We start from the raw sequence: 16,964 nt of genomic DNA, 5'->3' as shown, positions 1-16,964 counted from the left end.
GGTGATCCGTCTTGCACGGTGAGCTGGGGGTGGCCGCAGAGACCAGCGAGAAGCGACTGTTTACTAAAAACACAGGTCCGTGCGAAGCCGTAAGGCGATGTATACGGACTGACGCCTGCCCGGTGCTGGAACGTTAAGGGGACCGGTTAGCTCCATTTCGGTGGGGCGAAGCTGAGAACTTAAGCGCCAGTAAACGGCGGTGGTAACTATAACCATCCTAAGGTAGCGAAATTCCTTGTCGGGTAAGTTCCGACCTGCACGAATGGCGTAACGACTTCTCGACTGTCTCAACCATAGGCCCGGTGAAATTGCATTACGAGTAAAGATGCTCGTTTCGCGCAGCAGGACGGAAAGACCCCGGGACCTTTACTATAGCTTGATATTGGTGTTCGGTTCGGCTTGTGTAGGATAGGTGGGAGACTGTGAAGCGCCAACGCCAGTTGGTGTGGAGTCGTTGTTGAAATACCACTCTGGTCGTGCTGGATGTCTAACCTGGGTCCGTGATCCGGATCAGGGACAGTGTCTGGTGGGTAGTTTAACTGGGGCGGTTGCCTCCTAAAGGGTAACGGAGGCGCCCAAAGGTTCCCTCAGCCTGGTTGGTAATCAGGTGTTGAGTGTAAGTGCACAAGGGAGCTTGACTGTGAGACTGACGGGTCGAGCAGGTACGAAAGTAGGGACTAGTGATCCGGCGGTGGCTTGTGGAAGCGCCGTCGCTCAACGGATAAAAGGTACCCCGGGGATAACAGGCTGATCTTCCCCAAGAGTCCATATCGACGGGATGGTTTGGCACCTCGATGTCGGCTCGTCGCATCCTGGGGCTGGAGTCGGTCCCAAGGGTTGGGCTGTTCGCCCATTAAAGCGGTACGCGAGCTGGGTTTAGAACGTCGTGAGACAGTTCGGTCCCTATCCGCTGTGCGCGTAGGAGTCTTGAGAAGGGCTGTCCCTAGTACGAGAGGACCGGGACGGACGGACCTCTGGTGTGCCAGTTGTTCTGCCAAGGGCATGGCTGGTTGGCTACGTTCGGAAAGGATAACCGCTGAAAGCATCTAAGCGGGAAGCCTGCTTCGAGATGAGGGCTCCCTCCTCCTTTGAGAGGGTAAGGCTCCCAGTAGATGACTGGGTTGATAGGCCAGATATGGAAGCATCGTAAGGTGTGGAGTTGACTGGTACTAATAGGCCGAGGGCTTGTCCTCAGTTGCTCGCGTCCACTGTGTGGTTCCCGGGTTGCGAACAGTCGCAATGTCGGTACACCACTAATTGAAGAGTGTGCTTGTTCGCTAGAACCCGAATGGGTTTCGGTGGTTATAGCGTTAGGGAAACGCCCGGTTACATTTCGAACCCGGAAGCTAAGCCTTTCAGCGCCGATGGTACTGCAGGGGGGACCCTGTGGGAGAGTAGGACGCCGCCGAACAATCTTTGAAGGACCCTTGGTCCCAGCGTTCACGCTGGGACCAAGGGTCCTTTTGTTTTTCCGGAGCGCGCCGAAGGGATCGGTGCGTGAGAATGAATGCAGTACCGAAGACAGGAGTCACGTCGATGTCCACCAACTCTTCCGACGATCGTCCGGAGCGCCGGCCGCGGCGCGAGGGCGGTGACCGTGGTGGTTTCCGGCGGGATGACCGTGGGGGCTACCGGCGTGACAGCCGCGACAGCCGTGAGGGTCGGGACAGCCGGGACAGCCGCGACGCACGGGACAACCGCGGTGGTGACCGTGGTGGTTACCGGCGGGACGACCGCGGTGAGCGCGGTGCCGGCCGTGGTGGTTTCCGGGGGGACGACCGCGGTGGGTTCCGCCGGGACGAGCGGGATGACCGCGGTGGGTTCCGGCGCGAGGAGCGGGGGGACCGGGGCGGCTTCCGGCGGGACGACCGGGACCGTGGAGGCGAGCGGGGCGGGTTCCGCCGCGACGACCGGTTCGAGCGGCGGGACGACCGTGGCGGTGCGTTCCGTAGGGACGACCGGCGGGACGAGCGTGGCGGCGACCGGCGGGATGACCGGCGGGATGACCGTGGGGGCTTCCGTAGGGACGACCGGTTCGAGCGGCGGGATGACCGCGGGGGCTTCCGGCGGGACGAGCGGCGGGATGAGCGCGGCGGGGCGCGCGGTGGCTTCCGCCGGGACGACCGGGGGGACGAGCGCGGCGGGTTCCGCCGGGAGGAAGGGTTCCGGCGGGACGACCGGGCGCGGGGTCCGCGCCGGGACGACGAGCGCGGTGGCTTCCGTCGGGATGACGAGCGCGGTGGGTTCCGGCGGGAGCGGGATGACCAGCGTGGGGGGTTCCGCAGGGATGACCGCGGGGGCTTCCGGCGGGACGAGCGCGGCGGGGAGCGGCGGGATGACCGCGGGGGCTTCCGGCGGGACGAGCGCGGCGGGGAGCGGCGGGACGACCGCGGGGGCTTCCGGCGCGATGAGCGCGGTGGGCGGCGGCCGTACGGCGGTGGCCGGGGCCGCGACGACCGGCGGGATGACCGCCGGGATGACCGCGGGCCGCGGCGGGACGACCGCCGGGACCGGGACCGGGAGCCGATCAAGCGGCTGCCGATTCCGGAGGACGTGACCGGCGACGAGATCGACAAGGCGGTGCGGCAGGAGTTGCAGAGCCTGCCGAAGACGCTGGCCGAGGACGTCGCCAAGAACCTGGTGATGGTCGCGCGGCTGCTGGACGAGGACCCGGAGCAGGCGTACGGGTACTCGCGGGTGGCGCTGCGGCTGGCGTCGCGGGTCGCGGCGGTGCGCGAGGCCGCCGGGTTCGCGGCGTACGCCAGCGGGAAGTACGGCGAGGCGCTGAAGGAGTTCCGGGCCGCGCGGCGGATGACCGGGGTGGCCGAGCTGTGGCCCGTCATGGCGGACTGCGAGCGCGGGCTCGGGCGGCCCGAGAAGGCGCTGGCGATGGCCGGTGAGCCCGAGGTGCAGCGGTTGGACCGGGCCGGCCAGGTCGAGATGCGGCTGGTCGCGGCCGGGGCGCGGCGCGACCTGGGCCAGGCCGACGCGGCGGTGGTGACGCTCCAGAGCCCCGAGCTGGCGTCGAGCGCGGTGCACCCGTGGACGGCGCGGCTGCGGTACGCGTACGCGGACGCGCTGCTGGAGGTCGGGCGCGAGGACGAGGCGCGCGACTGGTTCGCCCGGGCGCTGGAGGCCGACCAGGCCGGGACCACGGACGCCTCGGACCGGCTGGCCGAGCTGGACGGTGTGCAGTTCACCGACGCGCTGGACGAGTCCGGTGCGGACGAGGCCGGGGACGGTGCCGGTGAGCGGCCGGGGTCCGGTGAGGGGCCGGCGAAGGCCGAGTAGCGGATAGCGGTGAACAGTGAAGGGCGGGCCCGTGTGGGTCCGCCCTTCACTGTTTCCGGGGCCGGGGCGCCTCAGGGGGCGGGGGCGTGGGGGGCGAGGGGGTTGCGGAGGGTGCCGATGAGCTGGAGGGCGCCGGCCGGGTCCTGGAGGTCGACCATCTGCTCGTTGTTGCGCAGCTGGAGGCGGTTGAGGCAGGAGAGGGCGAACTCGGGGGCGAACATGTCGTAGCGCGCGAACCGGTCGGCGAGGTGGGGGTGGGCCGCCTGGTAGGCGGTGACGGTCTCGGCGACCGTGCGCCAGAAGGTGTCCTCGTCGAGGACGCCGAGGTCGTCGAGGGTGGCGGACAGGAAGCGGAAGAAGCAGTCGAAGACGTCGGTGAAGACGGACAGCAGCTTCTTGTCCTCGGGGACGTCGGCGCGGATGCGTTCGACGGCGGGCGGGAGCTCGGCGTCGGCGGACATCACGGCGATCTCCTCGGCGATGTCCTTGAAGATCACCCGGGCCACCGCGCCGTCCTCGATGACCAGGATGGCGTTCTCGCCGTGCGGCATGAAGACCAGGTCGTAGGCGTAGAAGGCGTGCAGGACGGGGGTGAGGTAGGCATCGAGGTAGCGGCGGAGCCACATCTCGGGGGCGAGGCCGGACTCCGCGATGAGGGCGGCGGCGAAGGAGGCGCCGTCGCGGTCGGTGTGCAGGAGGGACGCCATGGTGGCCAGCCGCTGGCCGGGGGTGAGGGCGGGGACTGGGCTCTCCCGCCAGAGCGCGGCGAGCATCTTGCGGTACGGGGAGCCCTTCTCGGTGGCGGCCTCGTACTGGCGGTGGTGGTAGCCGATGGCGGCGCGCTCGCGGATGATCGAGAAGCGGGCGGCGCGGAAGGTGCCGTCGGCGTCGATGAGGCGGGCCAGCCAGTCGTTGATGGCCGGGGTGGCCTCCATGTAGGAGGCGGACAGGCCGCGCATGAAGCCCATGTTGAGCACCGACAGGGCCGTTTTGACGTAGTGCTTGGCGGGGTGGGTGATGTTGAAGAAGGTGCGGATGGACTGCTGGGCGAGGTACTGGTCGTCGCCGGGGCCCAGGCAGACCAGGCGGCGCTGGGCGACCTCGGCGGCGAAGGTGACGGAGAGCTTGTTCCACCACTGCCAGGGGTGGGTGGGGAAGAGGTAGTAGGCGTCGGGGTCGAGGCCGAGGCCGGTGAGGGTGGCGGCGAAGCGGGTGCGGGTCCGCGCGGGCAGCTCGGCGTCGATGAGGGTGGCGTAGTCGAGGCCGGCGCCGGCGGTGAAGGTGGTGTGGTCGCGGTGGGCGGCCAGCCAGATCAGCGCGAGCGGGGCGGCGGCCTCGGGGGCGTAGGCGTGGTACTCGTGGATGCCGAAGCCGAGGCGGCCGTTGTTGGCGACGAAGCAGGGGTGGCCCTCGGTCATACCGGTCTCGATGGCCTGGAAGCCGGCCGCGGCGAGTTCGGCGGCGGAGGTGGCCTTTCCGGCGAGTTTGTAGGCGGTGCCGGAGAGGGTGGAGCTGATCTCCTCCAGGTAGACCGGGAGGACGGTGTCGGACAGGCCGAGCGACGTGCGGAACTCGGTGATGAAGTCCAGGGCGTCCAGCGGGAGTTCGGTGCCGTCGCGGTGGCGGGTGATGCTGTCGGGGTCGATCTGCCAGTGGTCCAGGGCCTGTCTGCGGGCGGTGAAGCGGTAGGCGGTGGTGGCGTTGTCGCTGCGGACGGCGTAGCGGCCGCCGCCGACGAGCGGCTCGGGGGTCAGCAGCCGTTCGTGGGCGAATTCGGCGAGGGCCTTGCGGACCAGGGCGCGGTTGGCCCGGGCCCACAGGGTGGGGGTGAGGTGGGCGACGGCGTCCTGGGCGGGCTGGTGCGGGGTGGGGGCGGTCATCGGCGGTCTCCTCGGGTGGCCAGGAACTGGTCGCGGGTGCAGGTGCTGAGGTACGCGTCCTTGGAGGGCAGCGAGACGGTGCGGACGATCTCGAAGCCGACTGCCTCGTTGAGGGAGTGGACGGCGGTGTTGCGGGTGTCGGGTTCGACCACGACCCGCTGCACGCCGGGGTCGGCGAAGAGCATCTCCATGACGGTGGTCAGGACCGCGCGGGTGAAGCCGTGGACGGGGGTGCCGGTGGGTGCGGTGAGGAAGTGCATGCCGATGTCGCCGGGGCGGGCGGGGTGGATGCCGACCAGTTCGCGGTGGGCGGGGTCGTAGCGCTCCATGAGGAAGGCCGGGGTGCCGTTGTGCAGGCCGAGGAAGGCGTCGTGGTGCGGGTCGGCGTCGATCCGGGCGAACTCCTTCTCGACGGCGGGCAGGTCGCAGTCCTGCATCAGCCAGAAGACGGCCTTGGGGTGGGTGACCCACTGGTGGAGGACGGGGGCGTCGGCGGCGGGGTCGACGGGCCGCAGGGCGAACTCCCCCAGCGCGGGGTCGGTGCGGGTGAAGACGGGGGCGGCGCTCATGCGGAGATCTCCAGGGGGTGGTGCGGGCCGGCCGGGGCGGCGAACTCCTGGAAGGCGATGGCCTTCTCGACCGGGTAGTGCTCGCGGCCGAGCAGCTCCCGGATGAGGCAGGAGTTGCGGTACGCGGCCATGCCGAGGTCGGGGGTGACGAAGCCGTGGGTGTGCAGCTCGGCGTTCTGCACGAAGATGCCGTGGCCGGTGGTGTCGATGCTGTAGTTGCGGGCGACGTCGTAGCGGCCGGCGGCGTCCCAGGCGATGCGGTCGCGGACCGGTTCCAGGAAGTCCGGGACGCGGTAGCGGTAGCCGGTGGCGAGGACCAGGCCCTGGGTGGTGAGGGTGTAGTCGCGGCCCTGCTCCTCCTGGCGCAGGCCGAGGGTGTAGGTGCCGGTGGCCTCGTCGTAACGGGCGTCGGTGAGCGCGGAGTTGGTCAGCAGGCGGGTGCGGACCGGGCCGGCCAGGCGCTTCTGGTAGAGCAGGTCGAAGATGTCGTTGATCAGCGCGGAGTCGATGCCCTTGTAGAGGTGCTTCTGGGAGGCGTTGAGCCGGTCGCGGGTGGCCGGGGGGAGGGCGTGGAAGTAGTCCACGTACTCCGGGGAGGTCATCTCCAGGGTGAGCTTGGTGTATTCGAGGGGGAAGAAGCGGGGGGAGCGGGTGGCCCAGGTCAGGTGGTAGCCGTGGCTGTCGATGTCCTGGAGGAGGTCGTGGTAGATCTCGGCGGCGCTCTGGCCGCTGCCGATGACGGTGATGCTGTCCTTGGCCTGGAGGGCGGGCTTGGCGTCGAGGTAGCCGGCGTTGTGCAGCAGGTCGCCGCCGAGGCCGCGGCAGGCGTCGGGGAGGTGCGGCGGGGTGCCGGTGCCCAGGACGAGCTTGCGGGCCCGGAAGGTGTGGCGGGTGCCCTGGTGGTCGGCGTGGACGAGGTAGACCTCGGCGGTCTCGTCGTACTCGACGGCGGTGACGGTGTGCGAGAAGCGGACGGTGTCGAGTTTGCCGGCCGCCCAGCGGCAGTAGTCGTTGAACTCGGCGCGCAGCGGATAGAAGCTCTCGCGGATGTAGAACGAGTAGATCCGGCCCGTTTCCTTGAGGTAGTTGAGGAAGGAGAAGGGCGAGGTGGGGTCGGCGAGGGTGACCAGGTCGGCCAGGAACGGGACCTGGAGGTGGCTGCTCTCCAGCATCATGCCGGGGTGCCAGTCGAAGGCCGGTTTGTCGTCGAGGAAGAGGCCGTTGAGCTCGTCGAGGGGGGCGGTCAGGCACGCCAGGCCGAGGTTGAAGGGGCCCAGCCCGATGGCGAGGAAGTCGTAGGGGGCTTCGTGGGGGACGGTCACGAGGGTCTTCTCCGGTCGATGGTCGGTCGGTGGGAGGTCAGCGGGTGCTCAGCGGGTGCTCAGCGGGTGCTCAGCGCCGGGGCGGGCCGGCCGGTGGCGGGCTGCCCGGCGAGGTAGCGGCCGGCGTGCTCGGCGATGAGGTCCAGGACGGTGGCGATGTCGTCGAGGGTGGTCTCGGGGTTGAGCAGGGTGAACTTCAGGTGGTGCCGGCCGTCGACCGTGGTGCCCGCGACGATCGCGTCGCCGGAGGCGAACAGGGCCTCCCGGGCATGCAGATTGACCCGGTCGGTGAGGTCGGGGTCGGGGTCCCGGTCGCCGCCGGGGAGGTAGCGGAAGACCAGAGTGCTCAGGCGCGGCCGGACGACGACCTCGAAGCGCGGGTCGTCGTGGAGCAGCTGCCAGGCGTCGGCGGCCCGGTCGATGACCTCGTCGAAGAGCGCGCCGATGCCGTGGGCGCCCATGACGCGCAGGGTCAGCCAGAGTTTGAGGGCGTCGAAGCGGCGGGTGGTCTGGAGCGACTTGTCGACCTGGTTGGGGATGCGGCGCTCGGCCATCCGGCGGGGGTTGAGGTAGTCGGCGTGGTAGGTGGCGTGCCGGAGGGTGGCGCGGTCGCGGACCAGGACGGCGCTGGAACTGACCGGCTGGAAGAAGGACTTGTGGTAGTCGACGGTCACCGAGTCGGCGCGTTCGATGCCGTTCAGCAGGGCGCGGCGGCGGGAGACCAGCAGGCCGCAGCCGTAGGCGGCGTCCACGTGCAGCCAGGCGCCGTGGCGGGCGGCGAGGTCGGCGATCTCCGGGAGCGGGTCGAGGGAGCCGAAGTCGGTGGTGCCGGCGGTGGCGACGACGGCCATGGGTATCAGGCCCGCGTCCGTGCAGCGCGCGAGTTCGGCGGCGAGGGCGTCGGTGCGCATCCGCTTCTCGGCGTCGACCGGGACGGTGATGACGGCGTCCGGGCCCAGGCCGAGCAGGGTGGCGGACTTGCGGATGCTGAAGTGGCCGGCGGCGGAGGCGAAGATGCGCAGCCGGGGCAGGAGGCCGGAGCGGCCGGTGTCCTCGGGGACGGCGGCGCCGGCCGGTTCGCGGTGGCAGGTCTCGTCCCGGGCGAGCAGCATGGCCTGGAGGTTGGACTGGCTGCCGCCGCTGGTGAAGACGCCGTCGGCGTGCTCGCCGAGGCCGATCCGGGCGGCCGTCCAGTCGATCAGGCGGCGTTCGATGAGGGTGCCGCCGGCGCTCTGGTCCCAGGTGTCGAGGGAGGAGTTGACGGCGGAGAGCACGGCCTCGCCGACCAGCGCGGGGATCACCACGGGGCAGTTGAGGTGTGCGAGGTAGCGGGGGTGGTGGAAGTAGACCGCGTCGCGGAGGTAGAGCTGTTCCAGTTCGTCGAGCGCGGCGGACGGGTCGTGCAGCGGGGTGTCGAGGTCGACGGCGGCGACGGCCGGGGCCAGGTCGTCGACGGAGACGCCGGTGAAGGGGCGTTCGGTGGTGGCGATCCGGTCGCTGATCCGCGTGACGCTCTCGGTGACGGCCGCGCGGTAGCGGTCGGCGGTGCGGTGGTTGAGGAGATGGGTGCGGCTGTCGGCCGGGTCCTCGGCGGAGTGCGCGAGGAGACTCATGAAGGGCCCTCCCTGGTGCGGAGTTGACCGCGTCCTGTGCAGGTGCGGAGGTGTGCACAGGGGCAGGGGAACCCGCCCGGTGACGCAGTGAGGTAAGCCTAACCTAACTGGTCACCGGGCGGGTGCGGGGGGCGGAAGCCGCTCGGGTGCGGTCAGCTCCCTTCGTCGTCCAGGGTGCGCAGCACCAGCCCGGTGGCCGGCTTCGGGCCGAAGGAGGTGGACTTGCGGGGCATCGTCACGCCCTGCTCGGCGAGTTGACGGACCGTCTCCTCGGAGGTGGCGCGCATCAGGACGGCCGTGCCGCCGTGCCGGGCGGCCTGCGCCACGGCCGCCTCGGCGTGGTGCAGATAGCCGATGTCGAAGGGGTGGTCGGGGATCCGCCAGACCTCGTCCAGCAGGACCGAGTGCAGCACCGTGGCGTCCAGCCGGCGCCACTGGGCGGGCCGGTCGGTGCGGATCGCCCGGTCCAGCAGCCCGGGGTCGGGGCGGTCCAGGAGGTGGAAGGAGTCCGGGCCGGCGGAGAGCACGAAGGCGGTGCCGGGCGTCTTCGCCAGCGCCTCCAGGGCGGCCGGCAGCTCGGGCGGCAGCCGGCGGGCCCGGAACGCGCCGGCCACGTCCGCCAGCGCCTTGGCGGGCGGCAGGTGCGGCAGCACCCGGTGGATGGCCCGCACCTGGAGCGGGTAGCGGGCGGTGTCGACCAGCAGCACCAGCCCGGACGCCCAGGGGGAGCCGGGGCCGGCGTCCGGCCGCTGCTCGTACAGCCTCCGGTACGTCGCCCAGCGGTGGTGGCCGTCGGCGATCAGTGCCCGCCGGGTGGCCAGGTCGGCGTCCACCGCGGCCAGCTCGGCCGGGTCGGTGACCGCCCACAGCCGGTGCGCGAAACCGTCCTCGGTGGTGGTGGCGAGCAGCGGCGGGCCCTGGACCGTGCGCTCGATGACCGCGGTGGCGCCGTTGCCGGTGCCCTCGCCGCGGTAGGAGAGCAGCAGCGGCTCGAAGTTGGCGGCCGCGGCGCCCATCAGCGCCGCCCGGTCCGCGACGACCTCGGGGATCACGTCCTCGTGCGGGAGTACCGGACCGTCCAGCCGCAGTGCGCCGATCAGCCCGCGCTGGAGGACGCCGCCGCCGCGCTGCTCGTAGACGTACAGCGCGGGCTCCGGATCCGGGGTGAGGATGCCCTCGTCGCGCCAGTGCCGCAGGGTGTCGGCGGCCTGGCGGTGGCGGGCGGCCGGGTCGGCGGCGTGCGGCAGGATCAGCCGCACGATGTTGTACGGGTCGGAGGTCTCCAACTCCCGGACCCCGTCCGGGCGGACCACGACGTCGTAGGGCGGGGAGGTGACCGCGGTGAGGCTGCTGACCCGGTCCGGGGCGTAGCGCAGGCCGCGGAACGGGAGGAGGCGGAGGCCGTCGGTACTGGTCATTGAAGAATGCTATGCCGGGAAGGGGGTGCGGGATGATCGGAGGAGCGGCCGGATACGGCCGGAATCACCGGTGGCCGCGCGGCGGCGGACGGGCCCGTCCCGGGGCGCCGCGCGCGGCCCGAGCGGCGCCCTTCCGCGGGCCGGCAACGAGCGAGGAGCAGGACGGGATGAACGAGCAGAGGAGCGCCGGGGCGGACGGCGGCGAACGGCGCCGGCCCGGCGGCTGCGGGCGCGCGCTGAGTGCGGCGTACGACACGGCGCTGCTGGATCTGGACGGGGTGGTCTACGCCGGCGGGCAGGCCATCGCGCACGCGGTGGAGTCGCTGACCGCGGCGCGGGACGGCGGGATGCACCTGGCGTATGTGACCAACAACGCGGCCCGGACGCCGGAGGCGGTGGCCGGCCAGCTGTCCGGATTCGGTCTGCCGACGACCGCGGCGGACGTGATCACCTCCGCGCAGGCGGTGGCCCGGCTGATCGCCGAGCAGGTGCCGGCCGGCTCCCGGGTGCTGGCCATCGGCGGCGAGGGGCTGCGGGTGGCGCTGCGCGAGCGCGGGCTGGTGCCGGTGGCGTCGGCCGACGACGACCCGGCCGCGGTGGTCCAGGGCTACGACCCGGCGCTGGACTGGGAGCGGCTGGCCGAGGCGGCGTACGCGGTGCAGCGCGGGGTGCCGTGGTTCGCGTCCAACACCGATCTGACCATCCCCAAGGAGCGCGGGATCGCGCCGGGCAACGGCGCGCTGGTGGAGGTGGTGCGGATCGCGGCCGGCGGTGCTCCGCAGGTGGCGGGGAAGCCGCAGCCGCCGATGCACCGGGAGACCGTGCTGCGGACCGGCGCCCGGCGGCCGCTGGTGGTCGGCGACCGGCTCGACACCGACATCGAGGGCGCCTGGAACGGCGGGGTGGACTCCCTGCTGGTGCTCACCGGCGTCACCACCCCCGCGGGGCTGCTGGCCGCGCCGCCCGAGCACCGGCCCTCGTACGTGGCCGCCGACCTGCGCGGGCTGCTGGTGCCGCAGCCGGAGGTGACCGGGGACGGCACCGGTTTCCGGTGCGGCGGCTGGCACGCCGCGGCGTCCGGTGCGGAGCTGGTCGTGGACGGCGCGGGCGATCCGCTGGACGGGCTGCGGGCGCTGTGCGCGGCGGCCTGGACCGCGGCGGGCGCCGGCCGGTGCACGGCGGACGCGGCCGGCGCGCTGCGGCAGTTGGGTATGTGACGATACGTCAGGTAGTGGGCGGGCCGGGCCCCGCCGGGGGAGCGGCGGGGCCCGGTGGCCCGCGGCCGGGCGGCCGCTCACCTGCCGCCGGCCGTCGCGGTCAGCTCCGCGAGCAGGTCCTCCTCGGTGGCTCCGCGCCGCCAGTAGCCGGTGAACTTCACCGCCCGGCGGTCGAATCCGCGCTCCCCGACCAGGTGCCGGCGCACCGCCTTGACGGTGCCGGCCTCGCCGGCGATCCAGGCGTACGGGGCGCCGCCGGGGAGGTCCGCGGCGCGCAGCGCGTCCAGCACCGGCTCGCCGCGGCCGGCCGCCGGGTCCCGGACCAGCCAGTGGACCTCGGCGTCGGCGAAGGTCGGCAGCGGCTGCCGGTCGGCCGCGTGACCGGTCTCGATCCAGACCTTGGTGGTGGTGCCGGGGGAGAGCCAGGCCAGGATCCCGGCGATGGCCGGCAGGGCGGTCTCGTCGCCGGTCAGCAGGATCCAGTCGGTGCCCGGCGGCGGCCGGAAGTCGACGCCGCCGTTGTCCGCGACGGCCGGGGCGAGCACGGTCAGCCGGTCGCCCGGCCGGGCCCGGACCGCCCAGCGGCTGGCCGGGCCGCCGCCCGCCGGGCCCGGTCCGCCGGCCCCGTGCAGCGCGAAGTCCACGTCGAACTCCGCCGGGTCCGGGCGCTGTTCGCGGATGGTGTACGACCGCATCACCGGCCGCTCGGCGGGGTCCTGCGCCCGCCAGGCGGTGTACCAGCCCTCGCCGAGGTCCTCGAAGACCGGCGCGCTCTGGTGCGGCTGCGGGAGGAACAGCTTGAAGCGCTGGTCCCGGCCGCCGGAGGCCAGGTCGTCCAGCCGGTCGCCGGTGAAGGTGATCCGGACCATGGACGGGCCGAGCCGCCGGATGCGGGCGACCCGGACGTCGAAGAAGCGGAACGGCGCGGAGGCGGGGGCGGCGGTCGCGGTCATGGGGAACCTCCCGGGACTGAACGGAACGGGACGGGGCGGGGCGGGGTGGTCGGGCGGTGCGGGCCGGCGGGTGCCGGGCCGGCGGTGCGTCAGCCAGTCTTCTCGGCGTGCTCGATGGCCTGGGCGAGCGACTCCAGGAGCGGGGCGGCGCCCGCGTAGGAGAAGCGCGGTTCGCTGGCCCAGGGGGTGATCTGGCCGGCCTTGACGGCGGGGAGCTTGTTCCAGGACGGCTTGGCGGCCAGGTCCTTGGGCTGGAGGGTGGCGGTCCGGTTGTCCAGCAGGAGCACGTCGGCCCGGTACTTGTCGGCGTTCTCCCAGCTCAGGCTCTCGAAGTAGCCGCCCTTGTCGAGGTGGTCGGGGACGATCAGGTCCACGCCGAGGGACTTGAAGTACATCAGGTCCGCGTTGATGCCGGGGTTGGAGGCGTAGAAGAGGTCGGCGCTGCCGGAGCAGGCCAGGACCTTGACCGGGTGTGCGGCCGCAGCCTTGCGCAGCCGCGCGGCGGCCTTTTCGAAGCGGGCCTTGGCGTCGGTGACCTTCTTGGCCTTCAGGTCGGCGCCGAGCGCGGCGGCGAGGTCGGCGTAGCGGCCGATGATCCGGTCGAGCGGCTTCCGGGACGCGGTCAGCGCGACCGTCCGGGCGAGCTTGGTGATCTTGTCCTTGCTCTCGTCCGGGACGAACCACAGCGCGCCCGGCTCGTACATGTTGGTGACCAGCAGGTCGGGCGCGAGCCCGGCGTACTTCTCGACGTTGAACTGGTTGTAGGCGTTGCCGAGGATGGTGACCTTGTCGACGTCGAGGTCGCCGGCCTGCGGATCGGGCTTGCCGTTGGAGAGCTTGGTGGGGCCGAAGACGCCGACGATCCGGTCGTCGATCCCGAAGTCGTGCAGCGCCGCCGCGGTGCCGGTGAAGGCGACGATGCGGTGCGGGGCGTCCGGGAGCGAGACCTGCTGCCCGCGGTCGTCGGTGAAGGACCAGGGGCCGCCCTTGCCGCCGCCCGTACCCCCGGCGTCCTTGCTCCCTCCGCAGGCGGCGAGCAGGGCACCGATGCCGACGGCGCCGCCCGCGGCCAGGATGCCGCGCCGGGACAGGGATACGCTTTCGGGGGTTCTCATCGCTTTTGGGCTTCTCTCTGGAGGTGGTTGGCCCCCCGGACGGACGGGTACGACCGAACCCGGAGGGCCGGGAGATCGACTACTTGTGAGGGTAGGCTAACCTAACCAACGTGTTGGTTGACAGCCCCCCCGTTGACAGTCCGCCCGACGCGGCGCAGCCCCCCACCGCGCCCCGGCGGCGGCACACCGCCCGCGCCGCGGGACTGGCCGCTGCCGTCGCCGCCCTCGCGGTCGTCGCCGTCCTCGGTATCGCCGTCGGTGCCAAGCAGATCCCCCTCGACCAGGTGTGGCACGGGGTGTTCCACTACTCCGGTTCCGACACCGACGTGGTCATCCGCGACGTCCGGCTGCCGCGCACCCTCCTCGGCCTGCTGGCCGGCGCCGCCCTCGGGCTCGCCGGCACGGTCATGCAGGCGCTCACCCGCAACCCGCTCGCCGACCCCGGCGTCCTCGGCATCAACGCCGGCGCCGCGGCCGCGGTGGTCTCCGCCATCAGCTTCCTGGGCGTCACCTCGCTGAGCGGCTACGTGTGGTTCGCCTTCGCCGGCGCCGCGCTGGTCTCCGCCGCGGTCTACGTCCTCGGCGGTACCCGCAGCGCCACCCCGGTCCGGCTCGCGCTGGCCGGTACCGCGCTCACCGCCGTCCTCACCGGCTACCTCAACGCGGTCAACCTCCTGGACGGCGCGGCGCTGGACCGGATGCGCTTCTGGACGGTCGGCTCCCTGGCCACCGCCACCATGCCGACGGTGGCCCGGATCGCGCCGTTCCTCGCGGTGGGCGCGGTGCTCGCGCTGCTGCTCGCCCGCCCGCTGAACGCCGTCGCGCTCGGCGACGACCAGGCGCGGGCGCTGGGCGCCCGGCTGACCCGCACCCGGATCCTGGCCATGGCCGCGGTCACCCTGCTGTGCGGCGGCGCGACCGCGGTCTGCGGCCCGATCGTCTACGTCGGCCTGATGGTGCCGCACGCCGTCCGCGCCCTCACCGGCCCCGACCTGCGCTGGATCCTGCCGTACTCGGCGGTGCTCTCCCCGGTGCTGCTGGTCGGCGCGGACGTGCTCGGCCGGATCGCGGCCCGGCCCGGCGAACTCCAGGTCGGCATCGTCACCGCGGTCCTCGGCGGCCCGGTCTTCATCTACCTGGTACGGCGGCGTCGGATGGCCCAGCTGTGAGCCGGGCACCGGAATCGAGCGCCGCGGCCGCCGGGCCGGGCGGCGCCGGCGAACGAGGAGGAGCAGCGGTGCACACGACGGTGGAGCCGGACCGGACGCCCGGACCCGGGGCGCGCGGCGGGGCGCGGGACGCCCGGCGGCGGCCCCGCGTGGTACGGACCGCGGGCGGGCTGTCGTTCCGGCTGGACACCCGCGCGCTGCTGGCCGGCGCGCTGCTGCTGGCCGTCGCCGCGGCCGCCGCGGTCGCCCTGATCGGCACCGGCGACTACCCGATGACGCCGTCCCAGGTGCTCACCACGCTGACCGGCGGCGGCACCACCGCCCAGGAGTTCATCGTGCACGAACTCCGGCTGCCGCGCGTGCTGGTGGGCCTGCTGGTCGGCGCCGCCTTCGGCATCGGCGGGGCGGTCTTCCAGGCCGTCTCCCGCAACCCGCTGGGCAGTCCGGACGTCCTCGGCCTCGCGCAGGGCTCCTCGGTCGGCGCGCTGGTCGTCCTCGTGTGGTTCCACGGCGGGACCTTCGCGGTGGCCGGCGGCGCGGTCGCCGGCGGGGTGCTCACCGGCCTCGCCATCTTCCTGCTGGCCTGGAAGCGCGGGGTGCACGGCTACCGCTTCGTGCTGGTCGGCATCGGCGCCGCCGCCATGCTCTACGCCGTGGTCCTCTTCCTGCTGACCAAGGCCACTCTCTACGACGCGGCCCGGGCCACCACCTGGATGACCGGGTCCCTCAACGGCCGCGACTGGAGCCAGGTGTGGCCGCTGGCCGCGGTCTGCGCGGTGCTCGTCCCGCCGGTGCTGCTGGCCGCGCGGCCGCTGCGGATGCTGGAGATGGGCGACGACGCCGCGGCCGCGCTGGGCGTACGGACCGAACGGGTCCGGATCACCGTGCTGCTGGCCGCCGTGGTGCTGGTCGCGGCCGGCACCGCCGCGGCCGGACCGATCTCCTTCGTGGCCCTGACCGCCCCCCAGCTGGCCCGCCGGCTGACCCGGTCGCCCGGCCCCAACCTGCTGCCCGCCGCGCTGATGGGCGCCGCGCTGCTGCTCGCCGCCGACTGGGCCGCCCAGCGGATCTTCGGCGCCGACCAGCTCCCGGTCGGCGTCCTCACCGGTGTCCTCGGCGGCGGCTATCTGCTGTGGCTGCTGGTCACCGAGCGCAAGGCGGGACGGGTGTGACCGCCCGGCCCGCCGCCCCCGCCGCACCGACCGCCCCCACCACCCCCAGGAGCCGCCCCATGAGCCGTCTGACGGCCGAGAACCTCACCCTCGCCTACGACCAGCGGACCATCGCCGAGAACCTCTCGGTCGCCGTCCCCGACCACTCCTTCACCGTCATCGTCGGCCCGAACGCCTGCGGCAAGTCCACGCTGCTGCGCGCGCTGTCGCGGATGCTCCGGCCGGCCGCCGGCACGGTCCTGCTGGACGGGCAGAAGATCTCCGCGCTGCCGGCCAAGCAGGTCGCCCGGACGCTCGGCCTGCTGCCGCAGTCCTCGGTCGCCCCGGACGGCATCACCGTCGCCGACCTGGTGGCCCGCGGCCGCTACCCGCACCAGGGGCTGCTGCGCCAGTGGTCGGCGACCGACGAGCGGATCGTCCAGGAGTCGATGGCGGCGACCGGCGTGGCCGCGCTGGCCGACCGGTACGTCGACGAACTCTCCGGCGGCCAGCGGCAGCGGGTCTGGATCGCCATGGCGCTGGCCCAGCAGACGCCGCTGCTGCTCCTCGACGAACCGACCACCTTCCTCGACATCCAGCACCAGATCGAGGTCCTGGACCTGTGCGCCGCCCTCCACGAGGAGCAGGGCCGCACCCTGGTCGCCGTCCTGCACGACCTCAACCAGGCGGCCCGCTACGCCACCCACCTGATCGCCCTGAAGGACGGTGCGGTGCTCGCCGAGGGCGCCCCCTGCGACATCGTCACCGCCGAGCTGGTGGGCCGGGTCTTCGGCATCGACTGCCGGGTCATCGACGACCCCGAGACCGGCACCCCGCTGGTCGTCCCGGCCGCCCGCCGGGCCCGGACGGCCGCCGCGCCCGCACCGGCTACAGCAGCGTCCTGAGCCGCAGCAGATCGCGCAGCCCGGCCTCCAGCTTCACCCGGCCGCTGCTCCAGGCCCGGGCGAAGTTCAGCCGCCCGTCCACCAGCGCGACCAGGTCGTCCCCGGTCATGGTCAGCCGGATGTCGGCCTTCTCCGGCGGCGGCCCGGTCACGCAGCTGACGTCCCGCAGCGCACCGCCGGCCAGCCGGCCGGTGAACGTGGTGTCGAGATCGGTGATCCGGCAGCTGACGGAGCGGTCGAGGGCGGCGGCGCCGCGTACCTCGCCGTCCGCCGAGGACAGGTTCTGGGCCAGCCGGTCGAGCGCGGCGCGGCACTGGTCGAGAGTTGCCATCGCGCCCGACGATACGCCAGGTCACGGGCG

Annotated in this window: 13 protein-coding genes, 2 rRNA genes and 1 pseudogene; 8 read left to right on the top strand and 8 right to left on the bottom strand. The window is 72.6% G+C overall.

The features are described from left to right. The 4 genes and pseudogenes from MUU72_RS09135 to MUU72_RS09120 all read left to right on the top strand — a co-directional run. A 23S ribosomal RNA gene (locus tag MUU72_RS09135) occupies window positions 1-1,193 on the top strand; the annotation flags it as partial. Between the two features lie 101 nt (window positions 1,194-1,294). Beyond that, window positions 1,295-1,411: ribosomal RNA gene (gene rrf, locus MUU72_RS09130) — 5S ribosomal RNA — on the top strand. Between the two features lie 197 nt (window positions 1,412-1,608). Then, a pseudogene (locus MUU72_RS09125) lies at window positions 1,609-2,505 on the top strand (hypothetical protein); the annotation flags it as partial. A gap of 30 nt (window positions 2,506-2,535) precedes the next feature. Beyond that, window positions 2,536-3,291, top strand: a complete 756-nt coding sequence (locus tag MUU72_RS09120; RefSeq protein ID WP_248012660.1) for a tetratricopeptide repeat protein — start codon at window positions 2,536-2,538, stop codon at window positions 3,289-3,291. Between the two features lie 71 nt (window positions 3,292-3,362). On the opposite strand, the gene MUU72_RS09115 is transcribed toward MUU72_RS09120, so the two are convergent. The 5 genes from MUU72_RS09115 to MUU72_RS09095 all read right to left on the bottom strand — a co-directional run bounded on the left by MUU72_RS09115 (window position 3,363) and on the right by MUU72_RS09095 (window position 10,093). Further along, on the bottom strand, window positions 3,363-5,171 hold the full coding sequence (locus MUU72_RS09115; RefSeq protein ID WP_248012644.1) for an IucA/IucC family protein: 1,809 nt from the start codon (window positions 5,169-5,171) through the stop codon (window positions 3,363-3,365). Further along, window positions 5,168-5,740, bottom strand: a complete 573-nt coding sequence (locus tag MUU72_RS09110; RefSeq protein WP_248012643.1) for a GNAT family N-acetyltransferase — start codon at window positions 5,738-5,740, stop codon at window positions 5,168-5,170. The genes MUU72_RS09115 and MUU72_RS09110 overlap by 4 nt, the downstream gene beginning before the upstream one ends. After that, a complete protein-coding gene (locus MUU72_RS09105; protein WP_248012642.1) occupies window positions 5,737-7,062 on the bottom strand; it encodes a lysine N(6)-hydroxylase/L-ornithine N(5)-oxygenase family protein in 1,326 nt (441 codons plus the stop codon). The genes MUU72_RS09110 and MUU72_RS09105 overlap by 4 nt, the downstream gene beginning before the upstream one ends. Before the next feature lie 59 nt (window positions 7,063-7,121). Next, complete coding sequence (locus MUU72_RS09100) at window positions 7,122-8,675, bottom strand: pyridoxal phosphate-dependent decarboxylase family protein (RefSeq protein ID WP_248012641.1); 1,554 nt, start codon at window positions 8,673-8,675, stop codon at window positions 7,122-7,124. A 152-nt stretch (window positions 8,676-8,827) separates the two neighbouring features. Then, the gene (locus MUU72_RS09095) at window positions 8,828-10,093 is read right to left on the bottom strand and encodes a DUF1015 family protein (protein ID WP_248012640.1); all 1,266 of its coding nucleotides are present in this window, start codon (window positions 10,091-10,093) and stop codon (window positions 8,828-8,830) included. A gap of 167 nt (window positions 10,094-10,260) precedes the next feature. Here MUU72_RS09095 and MUU72_RS09090 point away from each other — a divergent pair, with 167 nt between their 5' ends. Beyond that, window positions 10,261-11,310: an HAD-IIA family hydrolase gene (locus MUU72_RS09090; RefSeq protein ID WP_248012639.1), complete on the top strand. Its 1,050-nt coding sequence runs from the start codon at window positions 10,261-10,263 to the stop codon at window positions 11,308-11,310. A 77-nt stretch (window positions 11,311-11,387) separates the two neighbouring features. Here MUU72_RS09090 and MUU72_RS09085 read toward each other — a convergent pair whose 3' ends face one another. Next, window positions 11,388-12,263 carry a siderophore-interacting protein gene (locus MUU72_RS09085; protein ID WP_248012638.1) on the bottom strand — a complete coding sequence of 292 codons (876 nt, stop codon included), beginning with the start codon at window positions 12,261-12,263 and terminating at the stop codon, window positions 11,388-11,390. A gap of 89 nt (window positions 12,264-12,352) precedes the next feature. Beyond that, complete coding sequence (locus tag MUU72_RS09080; RefSeq protein WP_248012637.1) at window positions 12,353-13,378, bottom strand: ABC transporter substrate-binding protein; 1,026 nt, start codon at window positions 13,376-13,378, stop codon at window positions 12,353-12,355. Window positions 13,379-13,488: 110 nt separating this feature from the next. Here MUU72_RS09080 and MUU72_RS09075 point away from each other — a divergent pair, with 110 nt between their 5' ends. The 3 genes from MUU72_RS09075 (at window position 13,489) to MUU72_RS09065 (ending at window position 16,603) form a co-directional block, all read left to right on the top strand. Beyond that, a complete protein-coding gene (locus MUU72_RS09075; protein ID WP_248012636.1) occupies window positions 13,489-14,547 on the top strand; it encodes a FecCD family ABC transporter permease in 1,059 nt (352 codons plus the stop codon). 149 nt (window positions 14,548-14,696) lie between these two features. Further along, entirely contained in the window at window positions 14,697-15,719 is a 1,023-nt protein-coding gene (locus tag MUU72_RS09070) for a FecCD family ABC transporter permease (protein ID WP_248012659.1), read from the top strand. A gap of 59 nt (window positions 15,720-15,778) precedes the next feature. Then, window positions 15,779-16,603: an ABC transporter ATP-binding protein gene (locus MUU72_RS09065; protein ID WP_248012635.1), complete on the top strand. Its 825-nt coding sequence runs from the start codon at window positions 15,779-15,781 to the stop codon at window positions 16,601-16,603. Here the strand turns inward: MUU72_RS09065 and MUU72_RS09060 are convergent. Beyond that, complete coding sequence (locus MUU72_RS09060; protein ID WP_248012634.1) at window positions 16,587-16,934, bottom strand: alkyl sulfatase C-terminal domain-containing protein; 348 nt, start codon at window positions 16,932-16,934, stop codon at window positions 16,587-16,589. The genes MUU72_RS09065 and MUU72_RS09060 overlap by 17 nt on opposite strands. Window positions 16,935-16,964 lie beyond the last annotated feature (30 nt).

It is taken from the genome of Streptomyces rhizoryzae, from assembly GCF_023155275.1.
Classification (GTDB): domain Bacteria; phylum Actinomycetota; class Actinomycetes; order Streptomycetales; family Streptomycetaceae; genus Streptomyces; species Streptomyces rhizoryzae.
Note: the sequence above shows the minus strand (reverse complement) of the source record. Positions and strands in the feature narration are given on the sequence as shown.

Excerpts from the sequence above, each read along its gene's own strand:
- MUU72_RS09080 (WP_248012637.1), bottom strand. The coding sequence starts at position 13,378 with ATGAGAACCCCCGAAAGCGTATCCCTGTCCCGGCGCGGCATCCTGGCC.
- MUU72_RS09065 (WP_248012635.1), top strand. The coding sequence starts at position 15,779 with ATGAGCCGTCTGACGGCCGAGAACCTCACCCTCGCCTACGACCAGCGG.
- MUU72_RS09090 (WP_248012639.1), top strand. The coding sequence starts at position 10,261 with ATGAACGAGCAGAGGAGCGCCGGGGCGGACGGCGGCGAACGGCGCCGG.
- MUU72_RS09110 (WP_248012643.1), bottom strand. The coding sequence starts at position 5,740 with ATGAGCGCCGCCCCCGTCTTCACCCGCACCGACCCCGCGCTGGGGGAG.
- MUU72_RS09095 (WP_248012640.1), bottom strand. The coding sequence starts at position 10,093 with ATGACCAGTACCGACGGCCTCCGCCTCCTCCCGTTCCGCGGCCTGCGC.
- MUU72_RS09060 (WP_248012634.1), bottom strand. The coding sequence starts at position 16,934 with ATGGCAACTCTCGACCAGTGCCGCGCCGCGCTCGACCGGCTGGCCCAG.
- MUU72_RS09085 (WP_248012638.1), bottom strand. The coding sequence starts at position 12,263 with ATGACCGCGACCGCCGCCCCCGCCTCCGCGCCGTTCCGCTTCTTCGAC.
- MUU72_RS09115 (WP_248012644.1), bottom strand. The coding sequence starts at position 5,171 with ATGACCGCCCCCACCCCGCACCAGCCCGCCCAGGACGCCGTCGCCCAC.
- MUU72_RS09100 (WP_248012641.1), bottom strand. The coding sequence starts at position 8,675 with ATGAGTCTCCTCGCGCACTCCGCCGAGGACCCGGCCGACAGCCGCACC.